Annotated in this window: 20 protein-coding genes, 1 pseudogene and 1 riboswitch; of the genes and pseudogenes, 4 read left to right on the forward strand and 17 right to left on the reverse strand. The window is 37.8% G+C overall.

The window, feature by feature from the left end:
• Window positions 1-65: 65 nt before the first annotated feature.
• From GMB86_RS01410 to nadB, 4 genes are all read right to left on the reverse strand, one after another.
• Window positions 66-1,439 (reverse strand): bifunctional metallophosphatase/5'-nucleotidase, encoded by a 1,374-nt coding sequence (locus GMB86_RS01410; protein WP_155216088.1) that lies wholly within the window; start codon window positions 1,437-1,439, stop codon window positions 66-68.
• 438 nt (window positions 1,440-1,877) lie between these two features.
• Window positions 1,878-2,978 (reverse strand): quinolinate synthase NadA, encoded by a 1,101-nt coding sequence (nadA, locus tag GMB86_RS01415; RefSeq protein ID WP_155216399.1) that lies wholly within the window; start codon window positions 2,976-2,978, stop codon window positions 1,878-1,880.
• 66 nt (window positions 2,979-3,044) lie between these two features.
• On the reverse strand, window positions 3,045-3,899 hold the full coding sequence (gene nadC, locus GMB86_RS01420) for a carboxylating nicotinate-nucleotide diphosphorylase (protein WP_155216090.1): 855 nt from the start codon (window positions 3,897-3,899) through the stop codon (window positions 3,045-3,047).
• Window positions 3,886-5,430: an L-aspartate oxidase gene (nadB, locus tag GMB86_RS01425; protein WP_196220091.1), complete on the reverse strand. Its 1,545-nt coding sequence runs from the start codon at window positions 5,428-5,430 to the stop codon at window positions 3,886-3,888. Before nadB ends, nadC begins: the two co-directional genes overlap by 14 nt.
• 217 nt (window positions 5,431-5,647) lie before the next feature.
• Between nadB and GMB86_RS01430 the strand changes: the two genes are divergently transcribed.
• Together GMB86_RS01430 and GMB86_RS01435 are read left to right on the forward strand one after the other, a co-directional pair.
• Entirely contained in the window at window positions 5,648-6,787 is a 1,140-nt protein-coding gene (locus tag GMB86_RS01430; protein WP_155216095.1) for an IscS subfamily cysteine desulfurase, read from the forward strand.
• A gap of 209 nt (window positions 6,788-6,996) precedes the next feature.
• Window positions 6,997-7,560: a DUF1361 domain-containing protein gene (locus GMB86_RS01435; protein WP_230458948.1), complete on the forward strand. Its 564-nt coding sequence runs from the start codon at window positions 6,997-6,999 to the stop codon at window positions 7,558-7,560.
• Between the two features lie 313 nt (window positions 7,561-7,873).
• Here the strand turns inward: GMB86_RS01435 and GMB86_RS01440 are convergent, their stop codons facing one another.
• The 3 genes from GMB86_RS01440 to GMB86_RS01450 are packed head-to-tail and all read right to left on the reverse strand — an operon-like array spanning window position 7,874 to window position 10,200.
• Window positions 7,874-8,500: a TetR/AcrR family transcriptional regulator gene (locus GMB86_RS01440; protein ID WP_155216099.1), complete on the reverse strand. Its 627-nt coding sequence runs from the start codon at window positions 8,498-8,500 to the stop codon at window positions 7,874-7,876.
• Window positions 8,501-9,301: an ABC transporter permease subunit gene (locus tag GMB86_RS01445; RefSeq protein WP_155216401.1), complete on the reverse strand. Its 801-nt coding sequence runs from the start codon at window positions 9,299-9,301 to the stop codon at window positions 8,501-8,503.
• Window positions 9,301-10,200, reverse strand: coding sequence for an ABC transporter ATP-binding protein (locus GMB86_RS01450; RefSeq protein ID WP_230458949.1), 900 nt, complete (start codon window positions 10,198-10,200; stop codon window positions 9,301-9,303). Before GMB86_RS01450 ends, GMB86_RS01445 begins: the two co-directional genes overlap by 1 nt.
• A gap of 362 nt (window positions 10,201-10,562) precedes the next feature.
• Between GMB86_RS01450 and GMB86_RS01455 the strand changes: the two genes are divergently transcribed.
• Window positions 10,563-11,174 carry a nitroreductase family protein gene (locus tag GMB86_RS01455; RefSeq protein WP_155216101.1) on the forward strand — a complete coding sequence of 204 codons (612 nt, stop codon included), beginning with the start codon at window positions 10,563-10,565 and terminating at the stop codon, window positions 11,172-11,174.
• 45 nt (window positions 11,175-11,219) lie between these two features.
• Here GMB86_RS01455 and GMB86_RS01460 read toward each other — a convergent pair whose 3' ends face one another.
• Complete coding sequence (locus tag GMB86_RS01460; protein WP_155216103.1) at window positions 11,220-11,480, reverse strand: ferritin-like domain-containing protein; 261 nt, start codon at window positions 11,478-11,480, stop codon at window positions 11,220-11,222.
• Between the two features lie 214 nt (window positions 11,481-11,694).
• On the opposite strand from GMB86_RS01460, the gene GMB86_RS01465 reads away from it, so the two are divergent.
• The gene (locus tag GMB86_RS01465; RefSeq protein ID WP_230458960.1) at window positions 11,695-13,677 is read left to right on the forward strand and encodes a methyl-accepting chemotaxis protein; all 1,983 of its coding nucleotides are present in this window, start codon (window positions 11,695-11,697) and stop codon (window positions 13,675-13,677) included.
• 63 nt (window positions 13,678-13,740) lie between these two features.
• Here GMB86_RS01465 and sufB read toward each other — a convergent pair whose 3' ends face one another.
• The 9 genes and pseudogenes from sufB to GMB86_RS01510 form a co-directional block, all read right to left on the reverse strand.
• Complete coding sequence (gene sufB / locus GMB86_RS01470) at window positions 13,741-15,138, reverse strand: Fe-S cluster assembly protein SufB (protein ID WP_155216107.1); 1,398 nt, start codon at window positions 15,136-15,138, stop codon at window positions 13,741-13,743.
• Window positions 15,139-15,167: 29 nt separating this feature from the next.
• Window positions 15,168-15,611, reverse strand: coding sequence for a Fe-S cluster assembly sulfur transfer protein SufU (sufU, locus tag GMB86_RS01475; RefSeq protein WP_155216109.1), 444 nt, complete (start codon window positions 15,609-15,611; stop codon window positions 15,168-15,170).
• Window positions 15,601-16,821, reverse strand: a complete 1,221-nt coding sequence (locus GMB86_RS01480) for a cysteine desulfurase (protein WP_155216111.1) — start codon at window positions 16,819-16,821, stop codon at window positions 15,601-15,603. The genes sufU and GMB86_RS01480 overlap by 11 nt, the downstream gene beginning before the upstream one ends.
• Window positions 16,821-18,128, reverse strand: coding sequence for a Fe-S cluster assembly protein SufD (gene sufD / locus GMB86_RS01485; protein WP_155216113.1), 1,308 nt, complete (start codon window positions 18,126-18,128; stop codon window positions 16,821-16,823). Before sufD ends, GMB86_RS01480 begins: the two co-directional genes overlap by 1 nt.
• A gap of 193 nt (window positions 18,129-18,321) precedes the next feature.
• Entirely contained in the window at window positions 18,322-19,101 is a 780-nt protein-coding gene (gene sufC, locus GMB86_RS01490) for a Fe-S cluster assembly ATPase SufC (RefSeq protein WP_155216115.1), read from the reverse strand.
• A gap of 314 nt (window positions 19,102-19,415) precedes the next feature.
• Window positions 19,416-20,231 (reverse strand): MetQ/NlpA family ABC transporter substrate-binding protein, encoded by an 816-nt coding sequence (locus GMB86_RS01495; protein WP_155216117.1) that lies wholly within the window; start codon window positions 20,229-20,231, stop codon window positions 19,416-19,418.
• 127 nt (window positions 20,232-20,358) lie between these two features.
• Window positions 20,359-21,024: a methionine ABC transporter permease gene (locus GMB86_RS01500; protein ID WP_155216119.1), complete on the reverse strand. Its 666-nt coding sequence runs from the start codon at window positions 21,022-21,024 to the stop codon at window positions 20,359-20,361.
• Window positions 21,005-22,045: a methionine ABC transporter ATP-binding protein gene (locus tag GMB86_RS01505; protein WP_155216121.1), complete on the reverse strand. Its 1,041-nt coding sequence runs from the start codon at window positions 22,043-22,045 to the stop codon at window positions 21,005-21,007. Before GMB86_RS01505 ends, GMB86_RS01500 begins: the two co-directional genes overlap by 20 nt.
• A 192-nt stretch (window positions 22,046-22,237) precedes the next feature.
• Window positions 22,238-22,813: pseudogene (locus tag GMB86_RS01510) on the reverse strand (PLP-dependent transferase); the annotation flags it as partial.
• Window positions 22,814-23,069: 256 nt separating this feature from the next.
• Window positions 23,070-23,187: riboswitch (SAM riboswitch) on the reverse strand.
• Between the last annotated feature and the right edge of the window lie 45 nt (window positions 23,188-23,232).

Below are 23,232 nucleotides of genomic sequence, written 5' to 3' on the forward strand. Positions count from 1 at the left end.
TTTTAGCGACAAATAATGGTTTTATCAAATAACAACGGGAAATATCACAGGATCATTCGTTGATTTCATTTAAAGTATGTCTTTAATTTCCATCCAAGCAAATCTCTTAAGGTTTCTGGAATAAAAAAGTTTTGTTTTGCCTTTGCAATCGGTGGTAACAAGGATCCAAAGGTGAACATATCGATTGTAGCGACGTTATATGTTGCCTGCCGATTTAAAGATTGATTATTCACGATGACATCCTCTTCACGTATGCCACCTTCATGTTCATGGTAACTAAGACCACTATAAATTAGAGCACCAATCACTTTTCCCCTGAATCCAAATCCTTTAAGTTCAAACGTCTGAAATTCCTTATCTCTTCCTATGTTAATGATGGTAAGGAGATCTTCACCTGTTAGTTGAACAGTACATGGATTGATGGGATGTGGACATAATCGGTGAATCATTTCTTTTGTGACAATTCCAGGCTCCAATCCATTTAGAACTACACCGGCATTGACAATACTGATATCCGCATGGCACCATTCACGCAGGCTTTCAGCCAACAAGCAAGGCAATTCACTCTTTCCATACCAATCGACTGATAAGGGCCTCGGCATGACCGTTATGACTTCTTGTAACGTTTTCATGCCTTCTTGTGAGAGTTCGTGTATTAAGTGTTTGGTCTCAATGTCTTCATCTTGATCTAATGGAATCAGGTGTGCCTCTTTATTGACGATTTTTTTTGTGGATTCTTCAATTTCTAACGTCACATGTCCTGCAAATTGACCGAATTTTCCCGTTTGTGTAATGAGGGTTGAGCCTATTTCTAAACCATGATGCAAGAAATGATGCGTATGTGAACCGAGAATAAGGTCAATATCAGGTAATTTTTCCGAAATCATCTTATCAAATGGTAGACCAACATGCGACATTAAAACGACGACATCGGCTTGTTCTCGTAGGCTTTTGATAATCGGTTCTATTTCACTAAATGGATCTCGTATATCCCAACCAAGAGGTGAATAAAAGTCACTAAACCTTGCCGTCACGGCTGTTATCCCAAGCGTGACCCCTTCAACTTCAGAGATAACAAAAGGTGTACACCAATGAGGACGGTTTCCTTCTTTATTATATAAATTAGCTAATACAACTTGAAAATGGCGGTGATCATATAAATGATCAAGAATATCTTTAGTAAATGTTATGCCCTCATTATTTCCTATTGTAATAAAGTCATAACCCGCTTGATTAAGTAATTGAACATTTCCTGAACCCATCGTCCCTTCTGTAAGAGGATTCACTCGATCCATATGATCGCCTAAGTCAAACAGGAGAGAAGGTTCACCATCATTTTGTAATTGCTCTCTTTGATTTTTTATATAAGTGATAAAACTTGCCCAATGTTCAAAATGGCTATGTATATCATTTGTATGAAATAAATGGAGTTTTTTCAACGTTCATTCTCCTAATTTTTTAATTTTATCTCTATAAGTATATGTTAAGTATATGTTCAAACAGGCGACAATTTAGAAGCAAGAAGATAAGAGCGCGCCGTTTTGAGGACCAGAATAACAAGTTGTTCTATGTTAAGTTATTGGTAAGTATTGGGTCATTTCATTGTCGTGCATGTTTGTATGAAAGATCATAATGATGCTCTACCATATTGTATCTCTTTAAGAAGGGACTTTGTCAAGATGTTCGATTTATGACTAGGATATGTTGATGGACCATGCTGACAAACATTATTTTAGTCTAGTTCATGCATACAGTCATTAGTCTTCATTTAAGTCACATGTTGACAGGTTCCTTTGTTGATGATTTCAACAAAAAAATTCTACACTCAAAAAAGGAATGACCAGTTATTCTGGCATTCCTTTTTAAGATACCCTAATTTACGATTGAACAAGCATGCGATCCAGTGCAAGTTTAGCATCTTTAGCTAGGTCTTTAGGCACTTTAATAATATTTTGTGGATCTCCCTCAATAATTTTCTCTAAAGAATAAGTGAAATGTGGAAGATCAATTCGGTTCATGGTGAGGCAGGCGCACATCATCGTATTGAGAGAATGTATCGTTAGTTCAGGATGGTCTTGTTTTAAACGTTGGACTAAGTTCATCTCCGTACCGATCGCCCAATGTGAACCAGCCGGTGCTTCTTCAATTTTTTTAATAATGTACTGTGTCGATCCAGCAAAGTCGGAAGCTTGCACAACTTCATAAGAACACTCTGGATGCACAAGAATCTGTATCTCAGGATCTTTCTCACGCCAGCTGGTAATGTTCTCTATCGTGAATTTCTCATGGACGGAACAGTGTCCTTTCCACAGAATGACTTTAGTCTCTTCACTAAACTCACCTTCATATTTATTTTGAATCGGATTCCACACAACCATATCTTCAAGTGGTATCCCCATTTTCGCACCGGTATTTCGTCCAAGATGTTGGTCGGGGAGAAAGAGAATTCGTTTTTTCTGAGTAAAAGCCCATCTCATCATTTTATCAGCATTTGAACTCGTGACTGTCGCTCCACCATGTTTCCCGCAAAAAGCTTTTATTTCAGCCGTTGAATTGACATAAGTCATGGGTATAATCGTATCGCCAAATGTTTCTTGGAGAATAGGCCAAGCTCGTTCCAGTTGGTGAAGATTGGCCATATCTGCCATCGAACAGCCTGCTCTCATGTCGGGAAGAATGACCTTTTGGTCTTCACTCGTTAAAATATCTGCTGTTTCTGCCATAAAGTGAACACCGCAAAAAATGATATACTCCGCCGCGGTATTTTTAGCCGAAATTTGAGCTAACTGTAATGAATCTCCTTTATCGTGGGCAAATTGAATCACTTCATCTTTTTGATAATGATGCCCTGGAATATACACTTTTGAACCTAGTTCATCAATCATGTGCTTTGCTTTTTTTTCTAAGTCAGCCTGACTCATGGTTTTATACTTTTCAGGTAAGTCGTTTGAGTTTACAAATTGTTCTAATAGACTCATCAATGTGGTGACATCCCTAAGATGATCACCTTCACCCCTCTCATCTCTATGATCCGTTATAATCTTTTAGACTTTTTGGATAGCCTCAATTGGTTGAATGTTAAAGCTGATATCCATAGCTTTATATGAATGTGTAAGAAAACCAAGGGAGATGTAATCCACTCCTGTTTTCCCGTACTCTTCTAGGGTAGAGAGGTCAATACCTCCAGATGCCTCAGTAATAATGTGACTTGGAACATATTGAATGAACTTACGAATTTCATCCGGTGTACAATTATCGAACATAATAATATCTGCATTGGCTTTGGCAGCTTCTTGTACCTCATCTAAACATGTGGTCTCTACTTCAATTTTCACTGTATGACCAAGTTTTGCTCGAACCTTTTCCACTGCTTGCGTTATACTTCCCGAATAAGCAATATGGTTATCTTTTAACATGACTGTATCATATAGACCTGTTCGATGATTAAACCCGCCACCACATGTTACAGCGTATTTTTCAAGCATACGTAACCCTGGCGTTGTTTTTCTTGTATCACATATGCGTGTTTTAGATCCTTGAAGCTTTTGAACAGCTCGATGTGTCATCGTCGCAATACCACTCATTCGTTGCAAGAGATTTAATAAGACGCGTTCTGCTGTCAGTAAATCTCTTACAGGACCTTGAACGGTTATAATGTCCGTTCCTGCGTCTACAAAATCCCCCTCATTCACATGCATGGTAATCACAATTTCAGGGTTAATCAGTCTATAGCCTTGCTGGACAACATGAAGACCGGATATAATACCTGAAGATTTCACTGTATATGTCCCTGATGTATGATCATTTGGGAGAAAAATAGATTCACTTGTTAAATCTCCGTCTCCAAAATCTTCATTAAAAAAATCTTGTAATAACATGTTTAATTTAATAGTGTTCAAGTTGACGATTCTCCCTTACGATTTGCTTTGACTGCCATGCTGGATCCTCATTCGGATAATCAGATCTGAAATGACCCCCGCGACTTTCGGTTCTCTCAAGTGCAGATGTTGTAATTAACCATGCTGTTAATAACATGTTGAAACGGATCATTTCATCTTTTTCTATATAAAGAAGGCGCGGAACACGTGTAAAGTCGATCCATTCCTCGCACCAATTTTTCATGTCTAATAACGCCTGTTCATCACGTATAATACCAACATTAGACATCATGCGTTTTTCGATATCTTTACGGCTTGGTAACTGAAGAGACGATTTTTCTGGAATATTTTTTTCAATATGGTCAGGTATTTTAAGGGTCGATTCTATAATTTCATGTGAGATGCGATCCGCAAAGGTCACGGCTTCAAGTAATGAATGACTGGCGATCCGATTTGCTCCGTGAACACCGGTACATGCTACCTCACCACAAGCCCAAAGACCACTAAGTGAACTTTGCCCATTCTTATCCGTTACGATGCCTCCCATCGAAAAGTGGTGGCCTGGTGCAACTGGAATTCGTCCTTTGGAGATATCCACACCCGCCTTTTCACAAATCGATGTAATGGTTGGAAAATGTTTTTCAAAGTCTTTTAACATCGAGATATCAAGATAAACCGTGTCAGCAAGGCCCTTCTGTTTAGCCTGATAGAGTGTCCTGGCTACGATGTCTCTTGGCGCCAAATCCTCAAGCGGATGAACACCTTCTAATAAACGTTCGCCATCTTGATTAACTAACTTAGCTCCTTCCCCTCGAACCGCTTCGGAAACGAGTCCATAAGCCTTGCCATCTTTGACAAGTAGAGTGGGATGAAATTGAATAAATTCCATATCGGCGAGTTCTGCTCCAGCCCGGTAAGCCATCGATAACCCGTCTCCAGTCACCGCTTCATCATTAGATGAAGGCTCATATACATGCCCGACGCCCCCCGTTGCTAAAATGGTATGTGCAGCGGTATAGATGACAGGTTCATTTTCTTTATTAAGGGCAAAACAGCCAAGGCAACGTTGATCTTGGACAATTAGATTCATGGCCAATGTATGCTCATGAATAGTGATGGTATCCGTCACTCGAGCTTTCAAGGTTTCTACGATTCGCCTTCCGGTCGCATCACCCCCTGCATGAAGAATACGCGAAGCTGAATGCCCACCTTCTCTAGCTAGACTAATGTCTCCTTGTTTATTGCGATCAAACTGAACACCTGCTTCGATTAAATCTTTTATTGTACGTTTACTGTGTTTAACAAGATAGGCGGTTGTTTCTTGGTTATTATGAAATCGCCCTGCCGTTATGGCATCTTCTAAGTGGCTCTGCCAATCATCCGTTTCAGCAAAAGTGGCAGCGATCCCGCCTTGAGCCAAATATGAGTTGCTCGATGTCCATGCTTCTTTTGTCAACATGATGACCTTTCTATGTGGGGCAAGTTTATAAGCAGCATATAGCGCTGCCAAACCGCTTCCGATAATAACAACATCAGCTTGATAGGTTTTCATTTCCATCACCTGTTTTTACATATGTCTTGACACCTATATTGTCATATTATTAAACTATTGGCAAGCATTAAAATTACGTTGGTCATAATTGGAATAAAAAACGAATTACAAATCTAATAGATTACTAATTAAAATGCTTTTTTCCCTTTCATCAACTTAATTAAAAGAAATTTATTCGTCTTGTTACCACCATTCATAATACTAAGGAGAATATAAAATGATCTATTTAGATTATGCGGCAACGACACCGATGTCCGATGAAGCCCTTGCAACTTATACTGAAGTTGCCAAACACTACTTTGCGAATACGATGAGTCTTCATGATATGGGGACTAAAGCGAATGACTTGTTGAATTTCTGTCGAGAGAAACTAGCTCAGGCAATTCATGGGGATCCAGATGGCCTTTACTTTACTTCTGGTGGATCCGAAAGTAATTTTTTAGCCATCGAAGGCTTGACTCGTGGGAATCGAAATAAAGGGAACCATATTATAACGTCTCATGGAGAGCATGATTCAATTATCAATACATTTAAAAGGCTAGAAACGGAAGGTTTTGATGTCACGTATATAGATCGTCAAAATGACGGGACTGTTCGTTTCGATGACATCATGCCTCATTTAAAAGAAGAGACGATCTTAGTCGCACTTGGACACGTGAATAGTGAGGTAGGGGCTATTCAAGACATCGAAACGATTGGAGGCGAGTTATTCAAAAAAAATATTTTATTTCATTGCGATGTTGTTCAGTCTTTTGGTAGACTCCCTATTGACGTCAAAAGCATGCATGTATCAAGTTTATCCATCTCGTCTCATAAGATTTATGGTCCAAAAGGGGTTGGAGCTTGTTACATTGATCCATCGCTTAAATGGGAGCCTCTTCTCCCAAACGGGTCACACGAAAAAGGCTTTCGAGCCGGAACCGTTAATGTGCCTGGCATTGCTTCTTTCATCACAGCTTCTGAAGCTATTTATAAAACGATGACGAACGAATTTGAAAGAATGAAAGAACTGAGAAAACTTTTTACTGAAAGTTTAGATGATTTGAATCTATCTTTTGTTATAGAAGGAGAAGAAGAGACCACGTTGCCCAGTACATTAGCGATTCGTATAAACAAAATAGAAGGTCAACAATTAATGTTAGCATGCAATCAATTGGGCCTTGCCATAGCGACTGGATCAGCTTGTCATTCCGGACATCATGCACCATCTAGTACGCTTATTGCCATGGGGAGATCGAAAGATGAAGCGAGAGAACTTGTCAGATTATCTTTTGGGAAATGGACCACTAAAGAAGATATTCGCTATGCAGCCCGCCAGTTTGGAGAAGCTGTCAACCGTTGTTCAAGCCATGTCTAATATTTGTTTTTTATAAATTATTATAATTTATCCAAATTTAGTATATAATTAGTCTATCAATCTTATTTTTAGATATTGATAGACTATTTTTTAACTTGTTGAAAGAGTCATTGGAGGTTTTGATGAATAAGTCGCTGATTGTTTTTTGCCGTCTGTTTTTCATATGTTATATGATTTTGACTTACTTATTTTCAGAAGTTTTTCATTTTATGTTACTGAATATCCTACTCGCATATATCCCTTTCGAGTTATCAGTTTGGCTATCCAAGAAAAAGAGACCCTTCATCGTTTTTGCACTTGTCAGTATCGTATGGCTGCTTTTTTATCCGAATGCCCCTTATTTGCTGACAGATTTTTTTCATTTACAGGATCTTGGTATGACGAATGTTGCTTCAGGACATTTTAAAATGGATGTAACTATCTGGTTCCAATTTTTTGTTCTTTTACTTGGCATATTTTATGGATTATTTATCGGTTTTCGGTCCTTAGAAAAAATGTTAGAGGAATGGATGAATCGTTTAAAAATCAATTCCTATGTAAGTTATTTTACGATGCTATTGATCATCACGTTATTAACGAGCTATGGAATCTATCTTGGCCGATTTGTACGTCTCCATACCATTCACCTTGTCACTAAACCAATCGTCAGTATCCATGAGATGCTCTCAGTATTTTCCTCGTCCTTCTTTGTTTTTATATCTATTTTCACTGGATTACAACTGTTTGTTTTTATCCTTTATAGTCATTTGAGTTCATTTGAACATCATACGTGAAAATCATTATGAGTGGTGTTCAAATAGGGGACAAATTAGAAGCAGGAAGAAAGATAGGATCGGCGTAGTTCCTGAGGGCCAGAAAAACAAGTAAGCGCCGAGATTCGGAGCTTATCACGGTTAATATCTGTTTTGAAGCGCGTGAGAATGATATCAACGGTAACTTATTTTAATTAATTCGAAGTTGGGTTAAAGTCACGACCTACACCATCGATTCAGGCTTTTCGTCTTAACAATCGATGGTATAGGCTGGAAAATAATCTATTTCTGAAATTCATAACTAAAGACCTTTCTTTCATTAACCAATTAGAAATTAGTATAGTAGGTCATCCTCATTTTTTACAAGACCTCTGAAACTCATTGACAGCATAGCCAGAAATTGATCGATAAACGGCCTCATGTTCTCCATCGAAGCCTCCGGGTACTGTTTGAGATAACTAAATGCTCGTGCTTCGTAATAGCTTATATGAGATTGAATCACCGCATGAAGGGTATTAATATCTACGTCCTCTTTCAGGTCAAGGTTATCGACCATTTTTGAAAAGTACTCCGTTCCGATAGATTTCATATCTGCATAAAGTTCAGTCATCCGCCCTGCCAATTTTTCAGGTGGATTCGTCATCGCTCCGACAACTAGAGGATAAATATCCGGATGGTCCTTCATAAATTGCAACTCTTTCTCTGAATAAATTTTAAGATCTTTAATCACTCGGTTGGTAATCGGCCAATTCTTATAGTTAAGTTCTTTCAATGTAAAGTCAATAGCATAGTGAATACATGCTTCATAAAGTTTTTCTTTCGATTCGTAATAATGAAAGATTAAGCCTTTTGATGTATGGGCCATTTTGGCAATGTGATTGGTAGAAGCCTGTTCAAACCCTTTTTCCGCAAATTCATGCATGGCCGCTTCTAGAATTGATTTTTCTTTTGATTCTAGCATCTATACTTTCAAATCCTTCCTCCGGTAAATCCAAAATGTCAAGCAACAGGCCATTAAGATAATAAGACAATCGGTCAGCATATATTTTCCTTCAATACCGTCTTGAAACACCTTACTAGGCAACGCCGCTTCGATTGGAGAAAAATACGCTAGGAACCGGAAATCATGTTGAAGTTTTCCCACAATCCCCAATATATAGGTCAAGAAGACAAGCCCTAAAGATAGGGACGTTGCTGACTTATTTGATGATAACATGGATGAAAGTAGAAAACCAACACTGAGAAAGGTTAAACCCATCACCCACCCAGCAAAGGCAAAAAGAGAAAAATTAGTGACAAGATCAGATATTGAAGCACCAGATTCTTTAAAAATAAGACAAATTAAGAGTGAAACAGCGACCGAAATAATCCAGTATAACGTATAAAGTAGAAAACTTGATAGCATTTTAGAAACGATGATGGAAGTTCTTGAAATAGGCTGTGCATACAAGTATTCGATTGTTCCCTCTGCTTCCTCTCTTGCTAAACTATTCGTTCCCAGCATAGCTGCAAAAATCCCAGTTGCAATCATAATATATTGAAAGACATATCCAAAGTACCCACCAACGGTTGAAAGAGCAGCCATATCTGAAATATTGAATGCCTCCATCATCTCTTGCGGCATTGTATTTTTGAACTCACTCATGCTCTCTTTCATTGATGGAAACATCGCCATCATTCCAAATGTCACTAAAGTGACGACGATCATCCAAATGAGCAGACTCTTCGCATGCGTTTTACATTCTAATCTAAATAACGTCATCACTGTTCTACCCCCTTATTTTCATACATCGACATGAACTGTTCTTCGAGATCACGATTCGAAACGGTGATATCCTCCAGCTCATTTGAAAGTTCTTTTAACGTAGTAAAAAGCTGAGTTAGATCTTCTTCATATAGAAAACGACCTTCTTGTTCCTTCCGACTGATGCACGTTGCACCGATGGCTTCCATTTGCTTAAAAGGTAAATTACGGCCTTTCAGTGTGACAACTTTTACTTTTTTATTCATTTTTGTTAGGTCTTCCACACCGATCAGTTTTCCGTTTTTAATGAAAGCTATCTTTGAACAATAATCTTCCACTTCTTTAAGATTATGACTAGATAAAAAGATCGTAACACCTTGTTCCTGTTTTTCTTTCATCAATCGAAACAATCTAGCATGCATCAGTGGATCAAGTCCATTCGTTGGTTCATCTAGAATAAGTAATTCTGGTTGGTGAATCATGGCACAGACAATAGCCACCTTTTTCTTATTGCCTAATGAAAGATCGCCAAATTTTTTCTTTCGATCGACCTGAAACAGCTCACATAACTCATCGACTTCTTTTTTATTTTCTTTTACTCGATGAAAGTCCATTGTATAGCGGATTAAATCTTGAACACGAAGTTGTGGATAAAAACGGACATCACTAGGAACGTAACCTATTCTTTTTTTGACAGCTACATTTCCAGCAGGCATTTCCTGACCAAAAAGCTTGACAGTTCCCCCATCGTATTTGATAAAGCTTAGAATCATGTTCATCGTTGTCGACTTTCCCGCTCCATTTGGACCAATAAACCCAAAAAATTCGCCTTTATCAACTGTCAAAGACAAATCTTTGACAGCTGTAAATTTACCAAAGAACTTACTAATATGGTCTAATTCGATAATCGGCATCATCACGCCACTCCTTTCTCAAGCAAAATGACCACTTGGTCAATGACACTATATCACGGACTGACCAACCGGTCAATAATGAATTTGAATGTCCATTATCTACTTTTTTGAACATGATTTTGTTAATGACTAAAATAATTCACGGCTTACTTTGAAGAGAACCCGGAAAGAACTCCGATTTTTGCCGAGTACAATCGTTTTTTTAAAAAAGGAAGTCATAAGGCACTTATAAGTCAAAGCCGACAAAGCTCTTGTTTAATAATACGTTCCTATTACTTTCCTTATCAATGCCTATGGTTTGTTATTAAAGAGTTTGGTTATTATAATAGAGTTTGGAAAATCTTAATTAACGAGGAGGACTCATAATGGATTTTTCTAAAGTGATTCAAGAACGTCGATCGGTTAAAAAATATGATCAAAATGTCAAAATGACGAAAGACGAAATCGAAAAGATCATTGAAATAGCGTCATTATCACCATCAGCTTGGAATTTACAGCAATGGCATTATCTTATTGTTACTGACGAAGATAAAAAACAACAACTTCAAAAATGCGCTTGGAATCAACCCAAAGTTTCTGAAGCAAGCGCATCTATTGTCGTACTTGGGGATTTACATGCCTATGAAAGAGCAGGCGAAGTGGCCGAAGAGTGGGCTCAAAAAGGGTATGTTCCAGCTGACGGTAAAAAAGGTTTAGTTGATAGTATCTATAGCTTCTATGAAAATGATCAAACGAAAAGAGACGAAGCGATACGTGGAGCCTCTCTTGCCGCTATGTCTCTTATGCTTACAGCAAAAGACATGGGTTATGCGACTTGTCCTATGATTGGATTTGATCCTGAAGCGATTCGCAAAGAATTTAATATCCCACAAAATCTCATTCCTGCCCTAATGATCACACTAGGTAAAGGGGAAGAAAGTAGGGAACGCGCGAGCAGACGAAGCCCTAAAGACATTATTACATACGAAACTTTTTAAAATTATCACTTTCTGAGTGACCCTCCACCATGGTAGAGGGTCACCTTATTTTTGAGTTAAAAAAAGCAAAAACCAAACTGCGTGATTTTGTTCATCTTTAGCTGCCCGCTGAAATGTTTCCTTAATAATTGGTAACCGGGATTGATCAGCGATTTCCATATAGAAATCAACGGTATTTTGTTCATCCTCTACTCTGAATTTCAAAACTTCAAGATAGTTTTGTAGATTTTGTACATCACTTTGCAAAAGAAATCCCTCTATTATTTCTGATAAGATATCATACTCTTTTGATAAGATTAGGTTCATATTGCTCCCCCTTTATAAATTATCTTTCCTAACTTATTTGCTTTATAGATTATGTACGTTGTATGAACGTCATTTACTAAAAACAATGGTTAACATATAATTATATTACTAATGGAGAGGAGGATCGAATACAAAATTAAACACAAAGGTTAGGAGGATCGGATACATAATTATTTTGAAAGCGTTTTAACACAAATAGAGGAGAAAAGTCGTGATGAAGTTGATACCATTTAAAGGACTATCGTCGATTAGTCTACGAACATTACAAATTTTTCTAGTTATATTAATTGTTATTATTCCAGATTCTATTATTTTTTCTTACGTTTATAAAACGGTTACCCATTCTATTCAAGACCAATTAAACAATAGCGCAACAAACAGTGTTCATTTGCTGAATAAAAATATTACAAATTTTATTAGTGGAGAAGAGCACGTATTAAATAATATAAGCAAACATCTATCAGGTGATTTTGAACAAAGGCAGGACATGCAGACACTGCTCGATTACATACATGAAACTGACAACAGAAGCAATGCTTTCACTATAGGCAATGTGAAGGGGCAATACGTTCGTTCACCCTCTGTTAAAATAACTAACGATGTCAGACATGAGCTTTGGTACAAAGAGGCGATGGCTTATCCAGGAAAAGTCATTATTACCCCACCATTTGTATCAACATTAACAAAACAAATAACAGTCATTATGGCTAAGACGACACCTGACAAACAAGCGGTTATAAGTATGGATGTAAAACTAAGTTCTTTGGAACATTTAACAAAAGAGATCACCGTGGGTGATAGTGGTCATGCTTTTTTATTGGATAAAGATAACAAATGGATTGCAAATTCTAAATCAAAAGTAGCAACTCAGGCACCTGAATTTTTTACAAATAAAATGGCCAAAGCACCAAGTGGAATATTTACTGACACCCGAAATCAGAAGAATGATCAAATCTTCTTCACGACGAATTCACTCACTGGTTGGAAAATTGGTGGCGTGATGTCAGATAAGGATGTTAATCATATTGTCAATCCACTCATATTGAAATTAAGTATCATGGCAATTATAACTTTAGTTATTGTCATTGCACTCGCTTGGTTAGTCATTTTATATAAAATTATTCGTCCACTCAACTTGTTTGTTGATTTATTCTCAAAAATTGGATCTGGGGATCTCACTCGTCGTTTAGGAAAAAATGTGGCTGTTAATAAAGAATTTACGAAAATGTCGCATAGTGCCAATACTATGATTGATTCATTGAAAGATTTATTCAGAAATATTCGTGAAAAGTCAGAAATACTTGCTGCCTCTTCTGAAGAACTCACAGCGGCTACCGAAGAAAATAAAGCAACTTCTGATGAGATTGCTCACTCCATTCAAGAGGTCGCTTCAGGAGCTGAAGAACAATCTAAACGGGTTGACGGTTCTATGAAAAATGCAGGTGCGATTCAAACGGCTTTGACTCATATTGAGAATAGAATTGACCATTTAAATAATACTTCTGAAAAGTCGATGTCTACAGTTAAAAATGGATTGAATGCCGTCACCCTAACGACTCAACAAATGAATTCTATTAAATCGAACGTTGAGGATCTTTCTTCTATTGTAAATAACTTAAGCCATCGTTCAGGTGAAATTGGTAAAATTATGAATGTCATTAAGGATATCGCCGAACAAACTCACCTCTTATCGTTAAATGCAGCTATTGAAGCTGCTAGAGCTGGTGAAGAAGGTAAAGGATTTGCTGTCGTTGCTGAGGAAATTAGGAAGCTCGCGGATCAATCCTCTCAATCAACAAAACAAGTTCATCATACGATTACTTTGATACAAAATGAAACAAATCTCGTTGTTAAATCCATGAACAGAAGCGTTGAAGAAGTGGAAAAAGGGATACGTGTTGTAGATGAAACCGGCCATGCTTTCAAAAGTATCAATACATTTTCAAGAACAGTGGAGGAGCAAATACAAGCGGTTATTGAAGCCATCAATACAATTTCTGAAGCAACTACTCAATCAATAAATTCATTTAATCCAATAGCTGAACTTGCAGTTAGTACATCTGCCTATTCACAAAGTGTATCTGCAGCAACTGAAGAACAACTCGCTGCGATGGAAGAAGTTGCAAGTAATGCAGAAAATCTATCAAAAATAGCTGATGAACTTCAACGATCCATTTCTAAATTTAAAATTGATTAAGAATGAAAAAAATCCCTCCAAATCAGGCTAGCCTGCTTAGAGGGATTTCTTCTAATATGATGATTACCCAATTGACCCTTCCATCTCGAACTTGATAAGTCGGTTCATTTCAACGGCATATTCCATTGGGAGTTCTTTCGTAAATGGCTCGATAAAGCCCATAACGATCATTTCAGTTGCTTCTTGTTCAGTTACACCACGGCTCATGAGGTAGAAGAGCTGTTCTTCTGAAACTTTGGATACTTTTGCTTCATGTTCAAGTGAAACATAAGGGTTCAAAATTTCATTGAATGGAATCGTATCTGATGTCGATTGATTATCCAAGATCAACGTATCACATTCGATATTGGAACGTGAATTGGTAGCTTTTTTACCAAAGTGAACAATACCACGGTAAGTTACTTTTCCACCATGTTTAGAAATTGATTTCGATACGATGGTCGATGACGTATTTGGAGCTAAATGAATCATTTTAGCACCGGCATCTTGGTGTTGGCCTTTACCAGCGATCGCGATCGACAAGGTATTACCTCGTGCGCCTTCACCTTTAAGGATAACGGCAGGGTATTTCATCGTTAATTTAGATCCGATGTTTCCATCAATCCATTCCATCGTGGCATTTTCATAAGCGACGGCACGTTTTGTTACAAGGTTATAAACATTATTTGCCCAGTTTTGAATGGTCGTATAACGGCAATAAGCGTCTTTCTTAATGATAATTTCAACAACCGCACTGTGTAGTGAGTTTGTTGTATAGACGGGAGCTGTACATCCTTCAACGTAGTGAACAGATGCCCCTTCGTCAACAACGATCAACGTCCGCTCGAATTGTCCCATGTTTTCAGAGTTAATTCGGAAGTACGCTTGGAGTGGGGTTTCACATTTAACTCCTTTAGGTACATAGATGAAAGATCCACCAGACCATACGGCTGAGTTGAGTGCCGCAAACTTGTTGTCTGAATAAGGAATAACGGTACCGAAATACTCTTTAAAGAGCTCTTCATTTTCACGTAGAGCGGAATCTGTATCTTTAAATACAATTCCCATTTCTTCAAGATCTTTTTTCATGCTATGGTAGACCACTTCTGATTCATATTGAGCTGATACACCAGCAAGGTATTTTTGTTCAGCTTCTGGAATTCCTAATTTATCAAATGTTCGTTTGATTTCTTCTGGTACCTCATCCCATGTTTTACCTTGACCTTCTGATGGCTTAACATAATAGGTGATATCGTCAAATTTGAGTTCATTTAGATTTCCACCCCATTGCGGCATGGGTCTTTTGTAAAATTGCTCTAATGATTTCAAACGATATTCTAGCATCCATTCAGGCTCATTTTTTCTTTTTGAAATATCTTCTACGATTTCTTTCGTCAAGCCACGTTCTGCACGGTATACTGACACGTCTTTATCGACAAAGCCATATTTGTAATCGCCAATTTCAGGCATTTGTTTCGCCATAGTGCAAATCCCTCCTTATGAGATGTGTATTATTTATGATTAACGCTTTTCTCCATTGCCTTCCATGCGAGTGTTGCACATTTGATCCGTGCTGGAAACTTACATACACCTTGAAGTGCTTCAATATCACCAAGGTCGAGTCCAAGCTCCTCTTCATCCACATCTTTTCCGAGCATCATATCCGAGAAATAATGGGACATTTTAAGAGCTTCTTCAACAGATAAGCCTTTGATCGCTTCAGTCATCATGGAAGCTGATGACATGCTGATGGAACAACCTTCACCTGTGAACTTAGCATCCGTAATTTTATCATTTTCCACTTGAAGATTTAATTGAATGCGGTCACCACAAGTGGGGTTATTCATATTAATGACAAGCTTATTCTCACTGTCCAATTCACCGCGATTTCGAGGATTCTTATAATGATCCATAATCACACTTCGATAGAGTTGATCGAGATTATTAAAAGACATGTCCAAAGAACTCCTTCGTTTTCTTAATCCCTTCTACGAGTCTGTCTATATCATCTTTTGTATTATACAAATAGAAGCTTGCACGAACCGTAGCAGATACATTCAAACATTTCATCAGCGGCTGCGCACAATGGTGACCAGCTCTTACAGCAATCCCTTCTGCGTCAAGCACCGTAGATACATCATGCGGATGAACCCCTTCGATATTAAAGGTTACGAGGCCGCCCCGTTTTTTTGGTCCGTAGATTGAAATACCTTCAACTTCCGATAAAACATCAAGAGCATAAGCTGCAATTTCATCTTCATGAGCATGAATCTTATCCATTCCGACTTGATTTAAAAAGTCAATGGCCGCTCCAAGTCCTATTGCCCCTGCAATTGTTGGTGTACCTGCTTCAAATTTCCAAGGGAGTTCTTTCCAAGTTGAGTCATATAAACCCACAAACTCAATCATATCTCCACCTGTTTCCACAGGCTCCATGTTTTCCAGGAGTTCTTTTTTCCCATATAAGACGCCAATGCCTGTTGGGCCGAGCATTTTATGACCCGAAAATGCAAAGAAATCCACATCGAGGTCTTGAACATCTACAGGCATGTGAGGTGTGCTTTGTGCACCGTCCACGACCACCACCGCGTGATGTGCGTGAGCTATTTTAGCTATTTCTTTGACAGGATTAATGGTACCCAGAACGTTTGAAACTTGTGTTACAGCCACAATTTTCGTTTGAGCTGTAATCGTTGCTTTAATATCTTCCAAGGTCAGTGTACCATCTTCTTGCATCGGAATATACTTAAGTGTTGCCCCTGTCAGTTTAGCCACTTGTTGCCATGGAATGAGGTTCGCATGGTGTTCCATCGGTGTGATCACAATTTCGTCACCCTCATGGACATTAGCTCTGCCATAACTTTGAGCCACTAGATTGAGTGATGTCGTTGTTCCCCGTGTAAAGATAACCTCTTCTGTCGATTCCGCATTGATAAACTGACGGACCTTTTCTCTCGCATTTTCATAACCTTCAGTCGCCATAGTACCTAGTGTATGAACACCGCGATGAACATTAGAATTATATTCTTTATAATATTTTGAAATAGCATCAATGACTGTATTCGGTTTTTGAGAGGTAGCCCCACTATCTAAATAGACGAGAGGATGTCCATTGACTTCCTGATCGAGTATCGGAAAGTGGCGTTTAATGAGCGCTTCGTCCATTAGCGAACTTTCCTTTCAATAGCTGCTGTGAGTTGTGCTTTGACACTTTCTATTTGGAGTTGTTCAACAACAGGTTCAAGGAACCCATGAATAATGAGACGTTCAGCTTCGGTTCGTGAAATCCCACGGCTCATCAAATAATAGAGCTGAACAGGATCGATACGACCTACAGAAGCTGCGTGACCTGCCATAACATCATCTTCGTCAATTAAAAGGATTGGGTTAGCATCCCCACGTGCCCCTTCACTTAACATCAAGACGCGCTGCGTTTGATCTCCATTTGATTTAGAAGCACCGTGTTCAATTTTCGTACGACCATTGAATATGGCTTTTGCTTGATCCTTTTGGACACCATGAATCAAAATATTGCTTTCGGTATTTGTCCCTATATGAACAATATAGTTATCAAAACTTTGTTTTTGATCGCCACGGCCAATGCTAACAGCTTTTGTATGAGATACTGCTCCTTCACCAATAAGCTCGGTGACATTCTCGGAGACCGTATTTCCATCATTCATTTGACCAAAGGCCCATTCAAGTTGTCCATAGCGCCCTACTCGACCTTGTCTATTCACATAAACAGTTACATCTTTTGAGAAGTAATCGACAGCCCCAAATTTCACTTGGGCATTGTCTTCAACGTATACTTCAGTTAAAAGATTAGCTACTCCTTCAATCGTTTCATGATCAGATACATAATTTTCAACATAAGTTAATGCACTTCCTTGATCTGCCACAAGGATTGAGTGATTAATTAACCCGAAATTCTCTGCATCTTGAAAATAAACCGTCTGTAAAGGCTTTTCTATAACAACGTTTTTAGGAATATAAATAAAAGTTCCAGAGTTTAAAAGTGCTGCATTCAATGCTGAAAGACGATGTTTGTCGACTTTACCCGCTTTGAAATAATATTTTTGAACGAGATCGCCATGTTCCCTGATCGCCGTTTGCAAATCCGTTATGATAACCCCTTTGTCTTGCAATTCTTTAGAGACCGAGTGGTAGGCTTTATGTCCATTGTGTTGAACAAGGATGGCTGCATATTGATCTTCAGCACCGACAACCTTTGCTGCCTCAGAAGGTAAATCATTGAGATTTGTGACCTCTCTGCCTTGCGTTTTATAATTAAAATCTGTAAAGTTCCATCCGATAATTCTTGTTTTTTCCGTTTTTGGTAAAGGCAACGTTTGAACAAGTTCGTATGCACGCATGCGGACATCCGTTAACCATTGTGGTTCATTTTGTTCTTTGGAAAAACTCTCAATATCGTTTGCATTATATTGTAGGGTTTTTAATTCGGTTGACATACTATTCCTCCTACCTCATCATTTATCCGTTTCAAACATCAGCATCATCTAAATATGAAAAAAGTTGGCTTTGAAAGTTCCCAAAGCCAGGTCTTTATTTATACTTTAAGAAAGTACAAAGATTCAAGGTATAAAGTATAAGTGCAACTAGGCCTCTGTATGCGCCTTAAGCCCCGCAATCGGCAAGTTTTCTTTATGCTTCTACCGTTTCGTCTTCAATACCCAATTCTTCTTTAATCCAGTCGTAGCCGTGGGCTTCAAGTTTTTCAGCTAATTCTGGACCACCCGATTTTACAATTCGTCCTTGCATCATCACGTGGACTTTATCTGGTGTAATGTAATTTAATAATCTTTGGTAGTGGGTAATGATGAGGCAGCCAAAATCGGGAGAACGCATGTCATTGACCCCTCTAGCCACAAATTTCAATGCATCAATATCAAGTCCGGAATCAATTTCATCTAATATGGCAAAATGTGGTTGTAACATCATCAATTGTAAGATTTCGTTCCTTTTTTTCTCCCCACCAGAGAAACCCTCATTTAAATAACGTTGAGCAAACTCTTGATCCATATCTAGAAGGTCCATGCGTTTATCTAATTGTTTGATAAACTTCATAAGTGGGATTTCATTACCTTCTTCACGTCTTGCATTAATGGCCGTTCTAAGGAAGTCTGCATTCGTCACTCCACTTACTTCGCTTGGATATTGCATGGCTAAAAATAGACCAGCACGAGCGCGTTCATCGACTTCCATATCAAGCAAATCTTTACCATCAAGCGTCACTTTTCCTTGTGTGACTTCATATTTTGGGTGACCCATTAGAGCAGAGGCAAGTGTTGATTTTCCTGTTCCGTTTGGTCCCATAACAGCGTGGATTTCTCCACCATTTATTTCAAGGTTAAAACCTTTAACAATATGTTTATCCTCAATGGATACATGTAAATCTTCAATTTTTAAATTAGGTACAGGCATTTTCTATAACCTCCATTTTATCTTCGTTCTTGGAATTATAATTTCATTCTCAATCTATTCTCATTATCATCTTATATCAAATCCAAAAACTTATCAACTGTTACCCATTACTATTTTAATATTAAAAAAAGGGTAAAAAACATCTCAAAGATGCATTCTGTTTTTTTGTTTTCGTTCATAAATAAGCAGCTAAACCACCTTTAATCTAGCTTTTCCTCAATAGAATTTTTCATCCACCTTCGATTAGTGAAATCTCTTCCTCTACTTAAAAAAAATCACCTTCAGAACCATGTTCTAAAGGTGATTTTCTTCTATTATTTAACAGGCAAGACTGCGCCTTTGTATTTTTCATTAATAAAGTTTTGTATGTCTTTTGAATGAAGAACATTGATGAGTTCTTTAATGGCTTTTTTCTTTTCATCGCCTTTATTAACAGCCACGATATTGGCATAAGGTGATTCAGAACCTTCAAGTATTAATGCGTCCTTATTTGGTGTAAGGTTGGCTTGTAAGGCAAAGTTTGTATTAATCGCAAATAAATCTGCTGTATTATTTTGATAGGCTTTTGGCATTAATGCAGGTGCAATGGGTGATAAGAATTTCAAGTGTTTGAAGTTATCAATATCTTTTAACGTGGCGGTTACTTTATCGACACCAGGTTTAATTTTTACAAGACCTTTTGACTCAAGTAACAAAAGAATTCGACCTTGTTCTGATTGGTTATTACTTATTTGAACGGTTGCGCCATTTTTAATGTCGCTTACGTTTTTATATTTTTTCGAATAAATACCAAATGGTTCAATGTGAATTTTACCAGCGTTCACCAAATTAGTTTTGTGTTGTTTGTTATATAGGTCTAAATAAGGGACATGTTGAAAATAATTGGCATCAATTTGTTTCGATGCTAAAGCTTTATTCGGTAGAACATAATCTTGAAATACTTTAACTTTCAAGTTAATCCCTTTTTTCTTAAGTAACGGTTGTGCCTTTTTCAAAATTTCAGCGTGTGGAACAGCTGATGCTCCAACAGTGAGTGTTGTTTCTTTTGATGATGATGATGAAGATTTTCCGCATGCAGCCATAACAAAAATTAAAGATAGGGATAATAGCACTAACGATATTTTTTTCAATGTAATCTTCTCCTTCTGTCTGTTTCGTTTTCTCTGTTTTTAAGTATTCGGTTAGTTATTCCTTAAATAACCTATTAACAACACATGATGAACACTCCCTTCAATCAGTAAGTTTTTCTTAAAAATACTATCTTTTATCTACTTGGCGGGTAATGATATCACCAATAAATTGAATGATAAATACGATAATCAATATAATAATCGTGGCAACTAACGTAATATCATTTTGATTCGCTTGAAATCCATCATTAAAGGCAAGCGTTCCAAGCCCCCCAGCGCCAACTACACCTGCCATCGCTGTATTACCGATTAAAGCAATCAGCGTTACCGTAATACCTGAAAGAAGAGCCGGAAGCGCTTCTGGTAACAAAACTTTCCAAATGATTTGCCATTTACTTGCTCCACCAGCTTGGGCGGCCTCTATGACGCCCTTATCAATTTCACGAAGTCCAATCTCAACTAAACGACCGTAAAATGGAGCAGCACCAATAATAATAGAAGGGAGTGCCGCAGAAGCACCGATCATGGTTCCAATAATCACCACGGTTAAAGGAATTAACAAAATGATGAGAATGATAAATGGAATCGCTCTAAATATGTTGACGATGGCCGATACAATCCGGTAGATAAAGACATTTTCATATAAACTTCCTTTGGCTGTTACATACAATAAAAGTCCTAATAAAAGTCCAAGGATAAACGTAAACACACCAGAAATGAGCGTCATATAAAGTGTTTCGCCTGTCGCTACCCACATGGCATTCCAATCAACATTAGGAAATAGCTGCGTCATGTTCAATCACCTCCACAAGCACACCTTTCGATTCAACAAAATCAATGGCTTTTTCGATATTTTGTTCTTGATCACTGTCAATATGAAGCACAAGTGTACCTAATGCTCCCTCTTGAGTATGTGAAATTTTCCCCCAGACAATGTTAATCGTTAAGGATGTATCTCGATAAATGTCATTGACAATCGGTTGTTCAGCTATGTCACCATTAAACGTTAATTTCACAACTTTTCCTGAACGATGAGTAGATATAATCTCTTCTATTAAAGAAGCCCATTCATCACTTTCATTTACTTGTTTAACGAATTCTTTTGTGATGTCTTCTTTAGGATGATTAAAAACATCCTTGACACGACCTTCTTCGACAATATGGCCATTGTCCAAAACACCCACACGATGACATATACTCTGAATGACATGCATTTCGTGAGTGATTAAAACAATGGTTAGCCCGAGATTCCGATTAATTTCAACAAGTAATTTGAGGATTGAATTCGTCGTCTTCGGATCGAGAGCAGAAGTCGCTTCGTCACAAAGCAGCACTTTTGGATTATTGGCTAGCGCTCTGGCAATGCCTACTCTTTGTTTTTGGCCGCCACTTAATTGTGATGGATAAGACTTTCCTCTTCCATCTAATCCAACTAATGTGATCAGCTCTTTCACGCGTTCCTTGCGAACTTTCTTAGGAACTCCCGCAATCTCAAGGGGAAACTCAATGTTTTCAGCTACGGTGCGTGACCAAAGGAGGTTAAAATGTTGAAAAATCATGCCTATTTTCTGCCGCTCTTTTCTAAGCTTTTTACCTGTTAGTTGAGAGAGGTCTTGATTATGAACCTTTATGGAACCAGATGTTGGCTGTTCGAGTAGGTTAATCAATCGAATTAAGGTACTTTTACCTGCACCGCTGTAACCAATGATGCCAAAAATCTCGCCTTCTTTGACATCAAGGCTGATGTCTTTCAAAGCTTCCACAGGACCATTACTTGTTTGATATATTTTGGTTATATTATCAAGTCTAATCATGGTGTCCTCCAATACATAACAAAAACGTATTAACGCTATTTTATCTAAATGGGCATGAAGCAGGATAAGACCTGATCCGCCTTAAACATGCCTTCATATGCTAGTTGAATTATATCTTAACTAATTAAATTAATAAACATACTCGGATTATTTCAAAATTTTTTTAAAACTACAAAAACAAACAATCTAAATTCATAATACTAATTTTGGATGCTTATCTTTACTTTTTTCTAATGCTTGATCAATGTCTTTCAATAAATCATTCACGTTTTCAATACCTACAGACAACCGAATAAGATCTTCCGTAACTCCCGCTTTGTTTAAATCATCATCATTTAATTGTTGATGGGTTGTTGATGCTGGATGGATAACGAGTGATTTAGCATCCCCGACATTAGCTAATTGTGACCAAAGGGACAACTGATCGATAAATGTTTTTCCAGCTTCTAAACCGCCTTTAATACCAAACACAACAATCGATCCATATCCATTTGAAAAATAACGGTTAGCCAGTTTATGGCTTGGATGATTTTTAAGTCCTGGATAGTTAACCCAACTCACCAGTGGATGTTGGCTTAAATGCTCCGCTATCTTTTTTGCATTATCATTATGTGCTTTAATTCTTAGATGGAGCGTTTCAAAACCCTGTAAAATTAAGAATGCGTTAAAAGGGCTCAATGCAGCACCAAAGTCTCTTAATAATTGTGTCCTAGCTTTCGTAATATATCCTGCTCTGCCTAGATCAAGTCCATATCTTAAACCGTGATAACCAGTAGGTTTTTTTATCATTCAAACGTGAACCCTCTTCGAATGACGTACGCTACCAAACAATAAAACTTTTAAAGGTGAAGACAAAACATCAAAGACTGTGAGAATTCTAGGCTCTAAAGAAATTTATGAATTCTTTAGGAGGAGAGGTGCCCTCACTTATCTTCGGCATTCTAAATAACGAGATGTGTTTAAAATGCTTTATATAAGTGAAAAAACCCCTCTGTTAAGAGGGGTTTTATGTATATAAACCGCACTCTTATCTGCCAAAAGTCTTCACTTTTGCAGGAATTAGCACCTTCCCAAATTACTTGAAGTAATAAGGGGGTTGCCGGGCATCACAGGGCCAGTCCCTCCGCCTCTCTGGATAAGAGATCTATTCTTTTTTGTTTGTTAATGTAGTATGAATACTAACACGG

It is taken from the genome of Terrilactibacillus tamarindi (assembly GCF_009718825.1).
In the GTDB taxonomy this organism is placed as follows: domain Bacteria; phylum Bacillota; class Bacilli; order Bacillales; family Sporolactobacillaceae; genus Terrilactibacillus; species Terrilactibacillus tamarindi.